This window comes from Pseudodesulfovibrio indicus, from assembly GCF_001563225.1.
GTDB lineage: Bacteria > Desulfobacterota > Desulfovibrionia > Desulfovibrionales > Desulfovibrionaceae > Pseudodesulfovibrio > Pseudodesulfovibrio indicus.
Genome location: NZ_CP014206.1, coordinates 3,456,412 through 3,472,975 on the forward strand (window position 1 = coordinate 3,456,412; position 16,564 = coordinate 3,472,975).

The following is a 16,564-nucleotide window of genomic DNA, read 5'->3' on the forward strand; positions in this document are numbered from 1 at the left end:
TTGCAAAATCCCGCAGGCCAGTACATTGTTCTTACTGATTCGTATCCAATTCGTGACCAAAGGCGTCCCCCTCGCGACCTCAATAAAAGTCTTGCTTTTCTCGGCTGCAATCAGTATGTACAACTTGTACATTTTAAGCATGGAATGCAAAAGTGGAATTCACCATTACCGACATCGAACGACTTTGCGAGATAGACCGCAACCGCCTCTACCAGTGGATGAGAGAGGGCTACATTGGGCCGTCCGTCCAAAAGGCTAGCGGGCATGGCACTAAGAACGTGTGGTCCTTCGCAGATCTCGTCCGCATACAAACTTTTCAAATGATGGTTGCTACTGGATGGAAACGAGAGGCCGCATCAAGGGTACTCAACTCACCGAGATGTTATGCATCTCTTGGCTTATTCCCAGACAAAGCCGACATCACCTGGCACGACTCAGCGGAAGAGCAACATCGGGCTGTTACCCAACACACTGAAGGTTATCGCTTCAACCTGGTATATTTAAAATATCTCGGTCGAAGCTTGGTGGTCTCATTTTGCACAGTAGCCGAGCATTATTCTAACGCGATAGCCATTTTGCTTAAAGCCCTTGAGAATGACCTCAGTGAAGAGAATCATCCGCACCCCCACCCCGTTGAGATGTACTCAATTGATGCTACCCCAATCGTCCTCGGGCTAGCCCAGCGGATATAATTTTTTTTGGCACATCTAATGTACAACGTATACATTATAAGGATGCATGACATGGAAAAACGATTCTTATCGGTTCCGGAACTTGCCGACCTCCTCGGCATCTCAAGATCAACCATCTACCACCGCTGTGCCCGTGGTGCTGAAAACCCCTTCCCGATCCCGTCTAAACGTATCGGGCGACTCGTGCGCTTTGATCGCCGTGACGTGGAAGAATTCATGGGGAATAGCCGTGCAAATAGGAGCGATCACCACCACTGACAGGGTTGGGCGCGACCACGAGAATCTCGAATACTCCGTGAAACTCGATGTATACCGCCTAGAGCAAAACTCGGGCGTTGGTGGTGCCATTGAAGACGTGTGGAGCCTTGTCGAAGGAGACGTGGGCAAACGAGACAGACAGACACACCGAAGGCATCTCGCAGTCCTACTGGCAAACCTCTTCGTAGCCTGGAAAACCAAGGGCAACCCCTTTGTGGCAGTCATCCTCGGGGAGAAGTACTACGCAAAAGGGACTCGCCTCCACTCCCTACACCTTAGACGCGCACCGATGGCTTGGGGAATCGAGCAACTTCGAATGTCTGGATTGGTCGAACATCACCCTGGCGTCCAGTTCCAAAACATCTCCCGCTGCACCCGTATAAGGGCCACCACTGAGCTTATCGACATCTTCATCACAAACAGATTGCGCCTCATCGATTTCTCCATCGAACGTGGAGATGTAGTCGAACTGCGGGCCAAGAAGGAGTCCTCGGACAAGGGCCAAGTCATCGACATCTCCCGAGGCTGTCTCGCAAAGCAGGCGAAGGTTTTCCGGGAACCGCTCCACAAGCTCAATGAGTTTATCGTCAAACACCATTTGCGGCTGTTCATCGACGAAGAGTCATTTATCGAGCATTTCATTAACTGCCCAGAGCACAAGAAAAAGCCTTGTTCGCCTCCAAACCCCTTGGCCGTAAAACTCCATCGAGTCTTCAACGTCACGTTCGAGTGCGGGGGAAGATTTTATGGGACCTGGGTCCAGAACATCCCCAAGGCATTGAGGCGGCACATTCGGATAAACGGCGTCCCCGTCCAAGAGATTGACTACGAGAGCCTCCACCCCAGTTTGCTATACGCAGCGACCGGAACTAGATTGGACTTCGACCCGTATGTTCTCCCCGGGTATGGACGTGCATATCGCCCCCTCTTCAAGTTGCTCCTGCTCGTAGCAATCAACGCAGAGAATGACGAGAAGGCCATTCAGGCAACGCGAAAATCGATAAGGGATTCAGTCAAACTGCTTTCGTCATTCCGAGACTGCCTGACCGACAAGTGGTTATATGAAGCCCTGCACGCACTCAAAAATTACCATCTCCCGATAGCCGAGCATATCGCCTCGGGGGCCGGCTCCCGCCTTCAGCGTATCGACTCTGACATGGCGGAGACGATCATGCTGGATCTCATGGAACAGGACATCCTCGCCATCCCGATACACGACTCTTTCATCGTCCAGAATATCCATGAGTGTGAACTCTCGACAGCCATGCGGGAGTCCTCAATCCGACATGCGGGTATCCCAATCCGCACAGAATTGAAGTACCCCGAAAACAAGCCTTTTCACTCTCCCAACATGCAGTCTTCATTGGATATAAGCACTAACTATCTCTAGTAATGGAGGGGGCGGGTGCTGGTGGTGTGGTCTTAGGGTTCCGTATTGGGTCTGAGTTTGAGACTGGAGGTTGTATTGTCTAGGCAGGTGTTCACCTTGTTGGAAATTTCCAAGTTAACAAATGAAACACCCGGCACCGCTGCCGCCGACATTCTTGGCGGGCGGCTCTGGGCGTGCCCGTTGAGCAAGACACACTTTCATGCCGCCGAGGCCGAACTCCGCAGATACATCGGTCAAGTGATTCGGAGGCAGTCATGAATAAAACCGGAAGGCCAGAGATCTTGCGGGACTCCCACGTCCGCGACATCCAAGACCGTCTCAATCGCGGCCAACTTCATGGTTACATCGCTACCTGTTACGGGTGTAATCCCAAGACCGTGAGCCGGTTCATTCGTCGGCACCATCTTCGCCGGGACAATACTCACCTGAATGAGACACGAGACAACTTGAAGATGTTGACTGCGTACTCCCACAGGTACGCTAAACGACACTTCAAGATTCTTCGCGCTCAGAGGTTTTATGGGGTCGAGTACGAGGAACTCCTCTCGCGGTTTAATGCGCTAATCCCGGATGTACTCCGCATGTTCGTCCCCGGTTTTCTCAAGGGCGGGCAGGACAAGCCCGCGTGCCTCAGGACCTATTTCTATTCAGCGTGCCAGAACGCGGCCCAAGACTACCGCCAGGAGCTCGTGGACGAACTCGACGATCAAGGCTTTGTCTCTGAGCATGAAATCGTGCCCCCCTCGAAGAAACCAGCTACATATTCGTCCCAGTGCCATGACTGTGGGGTTGAGTGGAGTTGGTCCTGGTTCCCTCTAACTGTGCGGCGTGGCGAGTGTCCTTATTGCCACGGCACTAATGGAAGGCGACTGATGAAACCACGAACCTAGCGCAACTTGAACGGTATAAAAAAGACACCACGGCTGCATTGGTTACTGTTTGGTTCATGCTTACTGAGTGAGCAGGGGGTGCTTACTGAGTGAGCACCCATGCCCTTCCGCCAAGGACACCCTGAAATAAAGTGCGGGTTAAGCCAGAGCCTAGGGACCCCAGACGCTTTCCTCTTCAGTGAATCTCTTCCAATCGTCGGCTTGCGTAAAATGCGCCCCATGGAATATTGGAAGTCATGCCTCGACTAATTTCCATTTTCATGTGCCTGGCTCTGGCTGTTGCCCCAGCAATCGCGTGGGAAGGCACGGGAGTCATCGTTGACACCCAGGGCGTTGCCTTGGTCCAATTCCATACCATTTACGGGCTACCCATCGGCACTCCCGAGACAAACACTCTTATAGCCCGCCCCATTTACTGCCTGTCCAACAATCGAGAAACCAAGTTTGCTGATTGGGTGGCTTACAGGGTGGACGCTCAAACCGTGTCGGGGAATTCGGTCACGAAAAGGAATTGGAAGGCCGATCCAGACCTGGCCGAAGACGAAACACTTGAGCCGGATGATTACCGGGGGGCAAGCGACAAGCTCAATACGGATCGTGGCCACCAAGCGCCGCTGGCTTCATTTAAGGGGACCGACTATTGGTATATGACCAATTATCTCTCCAATATCACCCCACAGAAGAAGGACCTGAACCAAGGGGCATGGAAGGCTGTTGAGGACCAGGTGCGAGAGTTGGCGCTGAAACAACCTGTGTACGTCGTGACCGGCCCTCTCTACGAACGTGAGATGGAAGCCCTTCCGGGAGCAGACGAGCCGCATAGGGTGCCCTCTGGATACTGGAAAATTGTTGCTGTTCAAAACCATGGGGAGTTCCCCCTCCTCGTGACCGCCTACATCTTCGACCAAGCGACGGGGCGGAAATCCACAATCACAGAACATGTCGTAACGGTGGATGAGGTTGAACGGCGTGCTGGCTTAGATTTCTTTTGGACGCTGCCGGATGACATAGAGTCCGTAGTTGAAAGCTCTATTTCGCCTAATGTCTGGCAGTAATAGGAGGTTAAACGTGGCTCTTTTCAGAAACAAGAAGAACGGCAATTTATATTTCGCCCTGGACACCGTGACAAACGCGACCAACGCCCAGGACGATCAAGAAATGGTTCTGTATCGCCCGGTCAAAAGCGAAAGATTGTTCTGCCGGGAAAGGGATGAATTCTATCAGAAATTTGAAAGCGTTGATGCTGACGAGATTGTTTGCTTGCTCGGCCCGATGAAGAGTAATTCATAGAAGCTCACGCCCAAGGCGATCTGCCAGTGTGCCCAAGTGCCGCCGTGCTGACCGCGACGCTGTTCCAAAACATGCATTTTTGCACATTTGATGGACAGGCCCGCCATCAACTCTTTTGCGTTGTCCGTCCTCAGCCACTGCGCGGGAGCCTTCTTGGCGTTACTTCCGGTCGCCTTCCACATATCCGTGAGACAAATCATCTCATCGTCGTGGAGCCGAATGTCGTGGCCCATGATGACTATGATTCCCCGGCCTCTTCAAGCAACTCCCTTTTTCTCGCTGACGCCTTCGCTTTGAGTTTGGCTGTCAGCCGTATTGTTCTTCTCAATTCTGGGGGCGCGCTGTCGTGCTTAAGCAGGCTCATAAATAAACTCTCTGTACGCGTGAATAGATCTATATTTTCGAGGGTGCAGTTTAATTTGTCACCATCAAGGAAACGTAGGCAATACCCCTCAGGCACCGGGCCATTAGCATCCTCCCAAATGGCTCTATGCTTGTGACGCTGCATCGTCTGCCCACCTCTGTATGGATTGGGTTGAGAAACCTTCAAAACTACGAATCCCGTGGTGGGACAAATACGCTCTGCCCCGATCTCTTTTGTCCAATTTAACCGCATTCCGGGCTCTCTTTCGCCGTAAAGACCATGCGATTTAACGGCCCCTTGAATCGCGAGTTCGGAACGATTCTCCCCAAATTGATCGTTAAAAGCAGCTGTGAGCGTGTGAAAGTCCATCGACCGATACCCTTCACGGAGAAACTCTTTTTGCTCTTTTGTGTACCGACTACACCTCAAATACTTAGAGGGATCGACTCTTCCCTTTCCTGTGAACCTATAATAATTGAGTAAGCTGTGAATACTCATCTCGCTTTTACGTAGCTTGTATTTAATATTAAATGCCTTCGTAAGCTGAGGTACGGTCATTGTTTTGAAGTTGTCCCGCAAAAACGCAAGCTGCTCATCCGAATAATCCCTTGCCACGACTATTCCCCCTCCAACATTCTCGGCAACTTCGCATTCCCCAACATATCCCGTTCAACCGCGATGTTGGCCTGAAGCACAAGGCTAGCATTTCGGATTATCTGCTCGGCAACCCTAGTCACGGCCCAAGATCGATGTATCTCCTCGGCTAAGGCCTCTCCTTTCAGGTCTTCATCACTTAGGCGCTCGAGTTGGGCAAACAGATGGTTGTTGAGGTCGGACAGTTTGTTTAGTGCCATAACATAGTCTCCTATGGTGATTTAGAATCCGAAACATAGGAAAACAACATAATTGTGGCAATAGGCTATATTCGCTTAGCGGGCTGCAACAAAAAGCGGGAGCCGAAGCCCCCGCCTTTGATTGTTGCCGAGTTATGTGTGGTTACTGCTCCGTGGGCGCTTCCGCCTTGCCCTGGTTGTTTATGCCCATGGCAAGCGCGGCATGGTCTATGAAGTCGGCACCGACTACCACCCTCCTTTCGGCGGCTTCAATGGCCGTGGTAAGGTTATCAACGAACGCACAAAGGGGGATCTGCTGGTCTGAGGGCATCCACTCCAGCAAGCCCAAGAGGATGCGGAACGGGTCCAGGGATTCTTCCATCAACTGCCGGGCAACGCTTCTTTCCTCGGTCATTGTGCGCCCCCTCCGGTCTGCTCGGGGGCAAGCTGTGAGAAGTGGTGTTGCAACTCAACCATGCTCTTGAGTTGATCTGCATGGTACCCGCCCGCAGTGAGGACGCGCTGGACCATTCCCATGGTGTCGTTGTCCGTGATCTCCTGAGGCGGGGTGTTCGGGATCGGCGGGGTTGTCGATTTCAGAGTAAGGAGCCGTTCCGCTTCTTCCAGATCCTCGGCTGCCCCTTCCATTTCGTGACCCAGGGACCGGAGGATTTGTTCCAGCCCGTACTCTTCGGCCAAGGCAAGAAACTCTTCCATCTTGCCGAGGGCGCACCGGATGTCGCCATAGATGACTTGCGCCCTGCAAACAACTTCCTTGGCTTCCTGGGTCACTTTAACGGGGATTACTTTTTCCGTGCCATTTGCTACAGTCTGTTCAGCCATTTCGTACCTCCTGTGTACGTTTGTGGTTAGGCCCGTCACAGTGCTCCACCACCTTGACGGGCCGTTTCTATGAGTCACAGCTACTCTTGCTGTTCCCTCCGCATATAGTCGTAAACGACCTGTCTACTTACCCCGAACTCGCGGGCAAGGGCTGCCTTCGACTCCCCAGCCAAGGCCCGCTCGACAAGAGCCTTGCCTTGAGCATCGTCCAACGACCGTTTCCGGCCCTTGTACTTCCCGGCCTTCTTCGCAAGCTCAATCCCCTCACGTTGCCGCTCTAGGATCAACTCTCGCTCAAACTCGGCAAACGCTCCCATCATGTGAAGCATGAGCTTCGTCATGGGGTTGGTCTTGCCATTCGCCTTGAGATCGAGTCCCTCCTTCTCGAATCGGACGTGAACGCCCTTTTCCACCAGGCCAGAAACAATGTCTTGAAGGTCTCTCAGGTTTCGAGCCAGCCGATCTATGGAATGGATATGGAGGGTATCCCCGGCTCGCAGGTAGTCGAGGCACTCACCCAAAGCGGGGCGCTTGGTGTCTTTTGCACTGACCTTGTCCGTAAAAATCTTGTCGAGCTGCACCCCATCAAGCTGCCGCTCCGTATTTTGGTAGAGCGTGCTGACTCTGATGTATCCTATGTGCTCACCGGCCATGAAACTATCCTCCGCTAGTCGTTCGCGACGAATAGACTCTATGAGATATGCAGACAATCTGTCAAGAAAATAAAAAAGACACCCAAAACAGACGCTTTTCGCTGTCATTTCGGGTGTCTGGATGGGGTGTAGCCTATTTATGCACAACAGGGATTAACGGAAGGTCCGTCCTGGGTGATCACCCGTGACTCTCCGGGGGGACGATAGGAACAAGCCTTTCAGAAAGGTCGAGCAACCGCACCACATTGTCTATAAGGTGGACGCCTCGTTGCTTAAAAAAGTACACTGCTAGGCGAACATCATCCTCGAACGCACTGTGTCTACCGACAGTCGCATTCATATCGTAATCCCCCTGCTCGTACTTATGCTTCAATCTGCCCCAGAGGTGCATCGCGCTAGGATTCAATCCAGGAAAGTTAGCTGAAAACTCCAAAGGTAGCTTCTCTGGGATATCTCCGTTTTCAACAATTTGCTTGAAATAATCAGCACTCAGTTCTCGCATAAAAATAAAGTGGGGCCAAAAGGTACAGTCTCCAAAGCATTGGTATGGCTCAATCCCCCCCATCAGTATCGAACCGCGTAAGAAAGCTTTTTCAATGGTTCGCAATGAGTAGTATTGAGCAATCATGCTGAATTCATTGATGAATGTCTGTGCCCCATGACGCGAATATGAACTACTAAACACTGGATAATCTTGAAAGCCGTAGGAGTGAGCTAGATGTTGTATAAACCGGACTTTATCAGGATCAGGTATACGGTACTCGAGATCGATGAATCGTCTGAGATAACCATCGGCATCGATCCCGTCACCGTACGCGGCCTTAACGGAATGACCAAGTTGTTCCCGGTCTAGAGAAAGGACAAAGATGATGCCGCTTGTCTCGAAGAGATGCTTCACTGCCTCCAGCAATTCCACCGCATAAGTCGGTTTACAGCGGTCCAGTTCATCCACGAAAAAGAACAGAGGACCATGGTCGCCCAGCGCGCTCACAACAGCTTCGAGCTGTTGCCGAAAATCCTGAACCAGCTTCTTTGTACTCGAGTGCCCTTCCAAAACCTCGCTGGCATACCCCTCTAGGGAGTCTCCCGCGAGCTGCGTCAGTGCGGCGCAGATGTCTTTAGCCGCCTTACCGTCTCCTCCAAAAAGCTCTTTCCCCAACTTTTCGAAATCCACAGAGATGCCCAGGCCCGTCTTGACGCCAATAGATAAGAGCCGAGGGAAAAGCTTCTTGCCTATTTTCTTAACTCCATCAAGAGCGGTCCTAAGTGCCCTGGTATCCCGCTTATTTAATGCCTCCAGTTGCTCGCACATCTCGGCAATGAAGGTCAAAAACGGGTTGTCTGCGTAGTCGTTTTGCCACGCGTTAAATAGGATGCAAGTTCGGCCTCGATATTCTAGATAGGCCTTCCACATCCGCATAAAGGTCGTCTTACCGGTCCCCCACGGAGAGCTCAGAGTGAGAACAAAGCTACCCTCAGTGGTCAACATAAGGTCTGTGATAGCGTTGACGTGTGCCCCTCTATCCAGTTGGTCTGAAGCAAACCATGGATTAGTCTCCCCATCCCTCTCACGTTTTTTAAGTTCGTCGCTTGAAAAATTTAATTCAATATTTCGTTTGAGCATATTCATCCCCGTATTTTGCAGCCTCATTTATGGTCAAACAAGCTATAGCCATCCTTTTCAAGGCTCAGTTTTTAATATAGTCATTCAACAAAATGAACAATAGAGGAGTGACGATGAAAAATACGATAACGATACTTCTCGTGGTATTTCTTTGCGGATGCGTCGAAAAAACGATTACCCCCGAGGAATCGGCAGCTAAAGGGCGAGGTAACGATTATTGTTGGATTTATAAGAATACTCTTGGCTTCGAGCTGCCAAATGGGTGGAAACTGGTCAGAGGATCACGAGAAGGCTACTATAGAAGAATAACTGGCGGAGCACATTACGTCATAATTAGGGCCGACAGCGAAAAGGCCGAAACTCCTATTATTGTTATACGCTCTGATAATATAAAAACGATATTAAGCAAGAATACAATTCAAGAGCAGGTGGCTGTCAAAAGTAATATTGATGACTTGCTACACAGTATGGGGATTAATAAATACAATTTAACAAGCATGGAATACTCAAAAGAGAATAATATTTTCACATGGAGCGCTGACTACAAAATTCAACATCAAGAGTACATGTACAATGGACTGTCCACATATGAACAACTTAAGATGCAATATCTTGGAATACCAAGATACAGAGAGGTAACTTCAGAAGTGTACCTCAATAAGGCGCATTTTTTTATTGATAAGTATGAAGTCCAATTTACACTAGTTGATGGGCTTACATATTATTCCGACACCCCAGCGCGATACGAGGCCAAATACGTGGACGATTTTAACACCATCGTTAGTTCTGCAAAATTCAAATAAAAGCGGACCCCCGACACGCTGTCGATGGCCCGCCTTGTAATCTGTCATTAGAGACCCTGTCTCTCGTCCATAGGGTCAGAAACAACCCGTGAAGGGGGTGTTTCTATTGATCCTGGGAACGCTCGGCCTTGGGGATGGTCGCCCCCTTTCTGTTTGGGTTGGTTCCCATGCGGAACGGGTAGAGGGAGCAGTCTTTCAGCTCACACTCGGCAACGCGCTTCCGCTCATCGCCGCAACAGTCCAGGCATCTACGCCGAATTGCCCTTAGAACGCTCCTGATCTTGCCATCATTCCTGCCAAAACGGATTGGGTGAACGTCACAGCTCGATGACGAGCATTTGCGGACGTAAGTCACATCGCCATTGGTGCAACTGAGACAGTGAAGCCGTACGGCTCGCAGGGGAGTTAATTTCTTCAGGGTGTACTTCCTTGTACGATCCATCAACGTCCTGTCGATGGCTTGAGGTATGAGGCAGCCCTCTCCGGCTTCCTCCAGGGCGTCGGCAAGTATGATAAGCCGACTTGCTTACTCGCCAGCAATTACGCCCTCCCCATGCTTACGGGCCACCACCATGGCACCCCGTCGCTCCCGTAATTGTCACTGGTTGGGGCCTCTTTACGCGCCGTTATTCCCAAGCTGTTCAGCTTTGCCGCAGTGTTTACCGAACCGAGGGCTTGCCCAACCAATCCAACAGGTGCGCCCGTAGCGATAGAAAGTGCAGCAGACGGAACGGCTGACAAAAGGCCGGTTGGACTCGTACCAGTGTATCCGCTGGCTATCTCTGAAAAATAGTCAGGCTGCGCGGTCCTTCCGCCCTTCCACATTGATGCTCCGGTGACGCCACCAACGGTCAGCGCCGCCGGAATACTCCCGGTGTAGTCGTAGGCTTTCTTGGCCGCCATCTGGGACACCGGGGCGGCTGTGATCGAGGACAGAAAGCCCACCGGATTCATCGGCCCCCATCCAATGGTGTTTCCTTGTTTGTCCATGTGGCCACTTGCCTGGAGGTCGGCGCGGTCTTCATAGGAGGTCTGAACGTCGTCGCTCTTGGTGTCGAACATCCCGCCCCATATCCCGCCGATATTGTGAGTCTGGCGCATCGAGGAAGGCTTCCCTAGGTAGCCCTCAAGCTCACCCAAAGCGCCACGGTTTAGGGCCTTGACCCCCTGTATCCGATCGAACTCGGACAATTTCCCGCGTGAATATGCATCGGCCAGGCTTTGAAGGTCGGCAATCTCAGCCGCCCGCTTTTGGGCAGCCCTTTCGCGTATCGCGTTCTGCCTGGCTGTGTAGTCCAACTGCTTGTAATAGGCTTCCACGTCGTCGGCAGCCGTGCCCATCATGGAGAACCCTAGGCCGCTGCCCAGGATGCCGCGCTGTTGGGCCTCCGTGAACCGATTTACACGAGGATCGCTCAATCCAGAGCTGTTGCCACCCGTCTCGTGACCCAAGCCAGTACCGTTGCCCCAACCGTTGTCGGCGTCCATGCCGGGGTCGGAAGTCCAACAATTCGCGCACTCGGGAATGACACGTTTTCCGTATGCCATGATCAACCCTCCTACTGTTTCGGGGCTGGGGTACAGGCTTCGCCCGGTTCTTTACGCTCGGCCTTTTGAGCCTCCAATGCATCCAGCCATACAAGCCGGGGGAGGTGGTCTGACTGATCCGAGGCCAGTAAAGTGACCGAGACCTCCCGGCCCCTGACCAAGTTCCGGTAGGCTCCCATCTGTTCGTAGTCGTTAGCGAGAACGACAACCTTATCAAGGTGGGTAGAAATCTCTTCGTTGAGAGGGGCTGCATAAACGATTTCGTAGACAAGCATTGTGTATGCTCCGTTTGTTACCGCTGCCTTCCGTGGCTACGGGCTAGAGTGTGTATGAATAGGCGGGGGAGGAGGGGGGGATATCCGGTGCTTGCAGGCAAACTTCTACGCTACCCGTCTTTTCCCCGGACCAAATTTCAAAAAGGCTTAGTTGATGCCAAGGGCTCGGTTGGCCTGTTCGTTGGCTTGGTCAAAGAGGTGGTAGACGTTGGCTGTAGACTGCCCAGTGAGTAGGCGCTCCTTGTCGAAGTCCACGCCCTGGCAGACCGAGAGGGAGTGATACAGGCTCTTGAGTTCATGGGCGGTCATGCCCTCAACGCCGCGCTTGCGGAGTTCGGCGAGGATATCGAAGCGAAGGGAAGCCGCACTCGATTGCAGGGCCGTGAGGAAACTCGCGTGGTTTTGCTTGAAGTACTCGGCTGCGGCCAGCTCCTCTTGGTGCTTGTCGAGGAAGCGGCCCACGGTTGCCTTGTGAACGCCTTGCACTCTGGCGATCTCCGCGTTGTTCAATCCACTGGCGGCAAGCTCAATGGTCCTGCCGGGGTCTAGCTTGGTCTTGCTCATTGTTTCTCCTATGGGTGGGGGTGGGGGTCTGTGTGCTGGGTGGGGTGTCTCGGAAGTGTCCCCGCCCGATCCACGTATCTAAACCTAGCCGACTCTCCCCAAGCCGCAGCAAAAGGGGCCGGTGGAGGTGTTCGATCGGTGGCTCTGACGAGGTGTTTTTCTGAGAGGCTGGGACTCCTGCGCGAAAATGCGCGGAGCTGGGTAAAAGGCGGTTAGATTTTAACTTCGACGCTTGGCCCGTCCTGCGAGACTTGGTCCTCGACGGGCTGGTCATTGGCTTTGGTGGGTTTGGCCTGTTCTTCAGGCAGCACAATATTGACTGTGATACCGCTCTCGCCCGCCTCTTCTCCCTTGGCGATCTTATCAATCAGGATGCCGAGGTTGACGGTTCCAGTCCTTGCGAGGTCTTTCAGGAACGACGCGCCTTGCTTGTCCAGCTCTTCTGGGGGAGTCTTTCCAATGCGTTGTAAATCAGCTCCATTTGCTTCGAGAGGAGCATTTCGAGCGCTTCCCTTTTCCTGTCGCCCCGAACACGCTCAAGCTGTTCTGTGGCGGTTTTGGCCTTCTGAAGCGCTCGCCATAAGGTTGTCCGGTGGACTCCGGCGGCCTCGGCTGCGTCCTTCATGGGCATACCGCCTTTGACGGCATGCATTGCTACTTCTGTCATGGGCTTCTTGCTCATACCATATCGCCTTTATCTAATTGTTTTATTTTATGCCGTGATGTGATACTGAAATGTATCTTCCGCAGACTTGATACTAAAAGGAGTTTTTATGCCTGTTTATCTAGTGACCTACGATCTAAACTCGCCGGGGCAGAACCACGCGAAGGTGCTTGAAAAAATAAAGTCCTTTGGTGACTGGAGGCGCTTATCGGAATCCTCATATGCGGTACTTTCCACAATATCTGCTAAGAGTATATATGATGGACTCGAGCCCCTAATTGATAAGAACGACAGGCTTCTTGTAATCCCCATGCATAAGCCGTATTGGGGTTATCATGACAAGGGCGTGATTGATTGGCTTTCTAATCACCTTTCAACATGCAGCTGACGGGTTCCACGAGTCCACGAGGAAGACCCTCAATGAATTTTTCGAGGACTAGTTCTTCGCTTGGGGCTTCTGGTTCAAGGATGTAGCCACTGACTGTTTTGATTGTTTTCATTGTATTACCTCCTGCTCAACTAACTTTTCCAACTCCCGAAATTTAGCCTCAATATGATCTGGGGTCCCCGTGAAGCCATTTACAATCTGTGCAATGCGACCAGGGGATACGCCGCAAAATCGACCTACGACGTGGTAGGGGATTTGCCATTCACGGAAACGAGCATGCCAAGGCGACTTGACCGGCCTGTACCGCTCCAAAGATGCACACATCATGTGGGCCTCCTGTGATGGATTATGGTTTAGACGGAAGGGGATAATGAACGCCCTGGGCCGGGCGCTGAGAAGTCTGGAACAGCCTTCTCACCATCTTATACTGAGCGGACAAAACCTCAAATTTCAGCATGGATTTTGCCTTTTTGCCGCCAAGGGGTTAGGTTGGCACATGGCTATTCTCGCACGTTGCCCATTCTGCCGAGTCATGCAGTCTGTGAAGAACAAACACTGCAAGGGGTGTGGCGAAGACCTCGATAAGCTGAAGCGAAGTCGCAAGATTCAGTATTGGGTGAGCACAAGCATCCCCACCAATGAGAAGACTGCGGAAGGTAAGAACAAGTATAGGCAGATCAGAAAGCCGGTTGGCTACTCCATCCAAGAGGCCAGAGACGCGGACGGAAAACACAGTTCACTGAAGCGGGAAAACCGCCTCTTTGACATCCTCCCGGAATCAAACCTTACCTTCAACGAATTGCGTGGCTGGTACATCAAGCTCAAATCAGTCAAGGGACTCGCCTCATATGACCGGGTGTGCACCGCCACCGGCAACTTTTGTGATGTGTTTGGTGAAACGATCATAGCAGACCTCAAACAGGTCGACCTCGAAGAGTACCAGGGCAAACGTCTTGATCTTGGTCGGGCTCCCGCAACCGTCGATTATGAAATCTCAGTCACCAAGACGATGGTTACAAAGGGCTTCGACAACGACAAGCTCGACGGACAGGCTCTCAAACCATTCCGCCGCCTCAAGCGGGCCCTCAAGAAGGGGAGCAACGCGAGAAAGCGTATCGTTTCGTTTGCTGAATACAAGGCCCTACTCGCCCACGCCTCCCCCCACCTACGCCCCATAATCGTGGTCGGAATGATGACCGGCATGAGGGCCGCCGAAGTCCGAGAGCTTCGGTGGTCTCAGATCGACCGTGAAGCCGGGTTCATCCGCCTTGGCAGCGAGGACGTAAAAGAAAAGTCCCCAAAGTCCATACCAATCAATCGCCACGTTGAAACGGTGCTTGCGAAGGTGGTTCGGTCCATCTCACATGACTATGTTTTTATGTACAAGGGCGAGCCGTTGCTCAGCCCATCCGGATTCAAGAAATCCCTTGGCGCTGCCTGCAAACGCGCCGAAATCCCGTACGGCAGAAAAGTAGAAAACGGCCTGACTTTCCATGACTTTCGGCGGACCGTGAAAACGAACATGCTCAGGGCTGGAGTTTCGAAGGAACTGAGAGATACGATCCTCGGTCACAGCCTTGAAGGCATGGACGTTCATTACCTCGTGCCGAGTGATTCCGACCTCACCCAAGCCATGACGGAATATACCGATTGGCTTGACCTTCAATTACAGATTCGTGACCAAAGCAGTAACCAGGCATAGAAAAAGGGCCTAGCCTTAACGACTAAGCCCTTGATTTCTTTGGTGCCCCCAGCGCGATTCGAACACGCGGCACCAGGATTAGGAATCCTGTGCTCTATCCACCTGAGCTATGGGGGCACGTTCCGGCAGGTGCCGGGGAGAAGTTCCTAGCCGACCGGGGGCGAAAAGGCAAGTGTTTCGTCGTTTCGCGGAGGCCTCCCTGCGGCGGGCCGGGCTTTGCCGGGGCGGATTTCCGCGCGGTGCGCAGAGGCGGCGGTGCAATTTCGGGCACACTATTTACAATGACAAAAAAAGGCCTACTATACGGGGACGCGCGGTGAAAACCGCTATCCTGTTTTCCGCATCCAGTATGGAGGCAATATGATTCGAAAGGCTCAACTTCTCACCCTTGTCCTGACCCTCGCCCTGTGTATGCCGATGGTTGCACAGGCGAACGGGCTGCCCGTGTTCACGGAGCTGGCCGCTCAGGCGGGCAAGGCCGTGGTGTTCATCTCCACGGAAAAAACCGCTCAGGCCGGCTCCATGGAGCAGTTCCGGCAGCAGATCCCCGAGGGGCATCCGTTCCGTGAATTCTTCGAGCGGTTCGACCAGTTCTTCGGCCCGCAGCAGGGGCAGCAGCCCCGCAAGCAGCTCGGCCAGGGTTCCGGCTTCGTCATCTCTCCCGACGGCGTCATCGTCACCAACAACCACGTCATCAACGGCGCGGACAAGGTGACCGTGCGTTTTCAGGACGACAAGAAGGAATACCCCGCCGAGGTCGTGGGCGCGGACCAGGAAACCGACCTGGCCGTCATCCGCATCAAGGCCGACCATCCCCTGCCGATCCTGAAGTTCGGCGACTCCGACGCCATCCAGGTGGGCGAGTGGGTGCTGGCCATCGGCAACCCGTTCGGCCTGGACAACACGGTCACCGCGGGCATCATCTCGGCCAAGCACCGGATCATCGGCGCCGGGCCGTTCGACAACTTCCTGCAGACCGACGCGTCCATCAACCCCGGCAACTCCGGCGGCCCGCTGCTGAACATGAAGGGCGAGGTCATCGGCATCAACACCGCCATCAACGCGGCCGCCGAGAACATCGGCTTCGCCATCCCCTCGACCCAGGCCGCCAAGGTCATCGCCCTGCTCAAGGAGGGCAAGACCCCGCAGCGCGGCTGGCTCGGCGTGACCATCCAGCAGGTCAGCGAGACCCAGGCCAAGGCGCTGGGCCTGCCCGAACCCACGGGCGCGCTCGTGGCCATGGTCGGCAAGGACGCCCCCGCCGACAAGGCCGGCGTCAAGCAGGGCGACGTGATCCTCGAGGTCAACAGCCAGAAGGTCCAGGACAACGCGGACCTGCTCAAGAAGATCGCGGGACTCGCTCCCGGCGACAAGGCCCGCCTCGTGCTCTGGCGCAACGGCGAGAAGGTGACGCGGACCGTCACCCTGGGCGCGCGCAGTGAAAAGGCGCTGGCCGCCATGACGCCCCAGCAGAAGGACCAGGCCCAGGCCGCGACCGTGCTCGGCATGGCCCTCAAGCCGCTGACCGGCCAGGAGGCCAAGGCGCTGGGCATGGACAAGCCCCTGGGGCTGCTCGTGGTCAACGTCGACCCCAACGCCCCCGCCGGCGAGGAAGGCATCCGCCAGGGCGACGTCATCCTGCAGGCCAACCAGAAGGACGTAAACTCCGTGGCCGACCTGGAAGGGGTGATCAAGCGCGACAAGGAACGCGGCGCGGTCATGCTCCTGGTCAAGCGCCAGGGACAGAACAGCTTCGTGGCCCTGCCCCTGGACGACAAGTAGC

The 16,564-nt window shown here is 53.5% G+C and carries 19 protein-coding genes and 1 tRNA gene; 7 read left to right on the forward strand and 13 right to left on the reverse strand.

Features of this window, described 5'->3' with window-relative positions; all coding sequences use genetic code 11:
- Positions 1-152: 152 nt before the first annotated feature.
- The 4 genes from AWY79_RS15795 (at position 153) to AWY79_RS15815 (ending at position 4,285) form a co-directional block, all read left to right on the forward strand.
- Positions 153-692, forward strand: coding sequence for a MerR family transcriptional regulator (locus tag AWY79_RS15795; protein ID WP_066806053.1), 540 nt, complete (start codon positions 153-155; stop codon positions 690-692).
- Positions 693-743: 51 nt separating this feature from the next.
- Entirely contained in the window at positions 744-950 is a 207-nt protein-coding gene (locus AWY79_RS18440; RefSeq protein ID WP_158509902.1) for a helix-turn-helix transcriptional regulator, read from the forward strand.
- Positions 922-2,340 carry a hypothetical protein gene (locus AWY79_RS15800; protein WP_066806055.1) on the forward strand — a complete coding sequence of 473 codons (1,419 nt, stop codon included), beginning with the start codon at positions 922-924 and terminating at the stop codon, positions 2,338-2,340. Before AWY79_RS18440 ends, AWY79_RS15800 begins: the two co-directional genes overlap by 29 nt.
- Positions 2,341-3,466: 1,126 nt before the next feature.
- Positions 3,467-4,285: a DNA/RNA non-specific endonuclease gene (locus AWY79_RS15815; RefSeq protein WP_233490943.1), complete on the forward strand. Its 819-nt coding sequence runs from the start codon at positions 3,467-3,469 to the stop codon at positions 4,283-4,285.
- A gap of 165 nt (positions 4,286-4,450) precedes the next feature.
- Here AWY79_RS15815 and AWY79_RS15820 read toward each other — a convergent pair whose 3' ends face one another.
- From AWY79_RS15820 to AWY79_RS15845, 7 genes are all read right to left on the reverse strand, one after another.
- Positions 4,451-4,753 carry a KilA-N domain-containing protein gene (locus AWY79_RS15820; RefSeq protein ID WP_066806061.1) on the reverse strand — a complete coding sequence of 101 codons (303 nt, stop codon included), beginning with the start codon at positions 4,751-4,753 and terminating at the stop codon, positions 4,451-4,453.
- 5 nt (positions 4,754-4,758) lie between these two features.
- Positions 4,759-5,499, reverse strand: a complete 741-nt coding sequence (locus AWY79_RS18445) for an HNH endonuclease (protein ID WP_078063816.1) — start codon at positions 5,497-5,499, stop codon at positions 4,759-4,761.
- 2 nt (positions 5,500-5,501) lie between these two features.
- On the reverse strand, positions 5,502-5,738 hold the full coding sequence (locus tag AWY79_RS15825) for a hypothetical protein (RefSeq protein WP_066806062.1): 237 nt from the start codon (positions 5,736-5,738) through the stop codon (positions 5,502-5,504).
- 142 nt (positions 5,739-5,880) lie between these two features.
- Positions 5,881-6,132, reverse strand: coding sequence for a hypothetical protein (locus AWY79_RS15830; RefSeq protein WP_066806063.1), 252 nt, complete (start codon positions 6,130-6,132; stop codon positions 5,881-5,883).
- Positions 6,129-6,560, reverse strand: a complete 432-nt coding sequence (locus AWY79_RS15835; protein ID WP_066806064.1) for a hypothetical protein — start codon at positions 6,558-6,560, stop codon at positions 6,129-6,131. The genes AWY79_RS15830 and AWY79_RS15835 overlap by 4 nt, the downstream gene beginning before the upstream one ends.
- Positions 6,561-6,640: 80 nt before the next feature.
- Positions 6,641-7,213 carry a recombinase family protein gene (locus AWY79_RS15840; protein WP_066806066.1) on the reverse strand — a complete coding sequence of 191 codons (573 nt, stop codon included), beginning with the start codon at positions 7,211-7,213 and terminating at the stop codon, positions 6,641-6,643.
- Between the two features lie 178 nt (positions 7,214-7,391).
- Positions 7,392-8,837 carry a KAP family P-loop NTPase fold protein gene (locus tag AWY79_RS15845; protein WP_158509903.1) on the reverse strand — a complete coding sequence of 482 codons (1,446 nt, stop codon included), beginning with the start codon at positions 8,835-8,837 and terminating at the stop codon, positions 7,392-7,394.
- A 113-nt stretch (positions 8,838-8,950) separates the two neighbouring features.
- On the opposite strand from AWY79_RS15845, the gene AWY79_RS18875 reads away from it, so the two are divergent.
- Positions 8,951-9,640: a hypothetical protein gene (locus AWY79_RS18875; RefSeq protein ID WP_133987143.1), complete on the forward strand. Its 690-nt coding sequence runs from the start codon at positions 8,951-8,953 to the stop codon at positions 9,638-9,640.
- 540 nt (positions 9,641-10,180) lie between these two features.
- Here the strand turns inward: AWY79_RS18875 and AWY79_RS15850 are convergent.
- From AWY79_RS15850 to AWY79_RS19040, 5 genes are all read right to left on the reverse strand, one after another.
- Positions 10,181-11,188, reverse strand: a complete 1,008-nt coding sequence (locus AWY79_RS15850; protein ID WP_066806070.1) for a hypothetical protein — start codon at positions 11,186-11,188, stop codon at positions 10,181-10,183.
- 11 nt (positions 11,189-11,199) lie between these two features.
- Positions 11,200-11,463: a hypothetical protein gene (locus AWY79_RS15855; RefSeq protein WP_066806072.1), complete on the reverse strand. Its 264-nt coding sequence runs from the start codon at positions 11,461-11,463 to the stop codon at positions 11,200-11,202.
- 147 nt (positions 11,464-11,610) lie between these two features.
- Entirely contained in the window at positions 11,611-12,027 is a 417-nt protein-coding gene (locus AWY79_RS15860; protein ID WP_066806074.1) for a hypothetical protein, read from the reverse strand.
- Between the two features lie 409 nt (positions 12,028-12,436).
- A complete protein-coding gene (locus tag AWY79_RS15865; protein WP_066806076.1) occupies positions 12,437-12,709 on the reverse strand; it encodes a hypothetical protein in 273 nt (90 codons plus the stop codon).
- 344 nt (positions 12,710-13,053) lie between these two features.
- Positions 13,054-13,191, reverse strand: coding sequence for a hypothetical protein (locus AWY79_RS19040; RefSeq protein ID WP_158509904.1), 138 nt, complete (start codon positions 13,189-13,191; stop codon positions 13,054-13,056).
- A 258-nt stretch (positions 13,192-13,449) separates the two neighbouring features.
- Between AWY79_RS19040 and AWY79_RS15870 the strand changes: the two genes are divergently transcribed.
- Positions 13,450-14,781 carry a tyrosine-type recombinase/integrase gene (locus AWY79_RS15870; protein ID WP_066806079.1) on the forward strand — a complete coding sequence of 444 codons (1,332 nt, stop codon included), beginning with the start codon at positions 13,450-13,452 and terminating at the stop codon, positions 14,779-14,781.
- Between the two features lie 40 nt (positions 14,782-14,821).
- Here the strand turns inward: AWY79_RS15870 and AWY79_RS15875 are convergent.
- Positions 14,822-14,898 (reverse strand) — tRNA-Arg (locus tag AWY79_RS15875).
- A gap of 243 nt (positions 14,899-15,141) precedes the next feature.
- Between AWY79_RS15875 and AWY79_RS15880 the strand changes: the two genes are divergently transcribed.
- Positions 15,142-16,563, forward strand: a complete 1,422-nt coding sequence (locus AWY79_RS15880) for a Do family serine endopeptidase (protein WP_066806081.1) — start codon at positions 15,142-15,144, stop codon at positions 16,561-16,563.
- Position 16,564 lies beyond the last annotated feature (1 nt).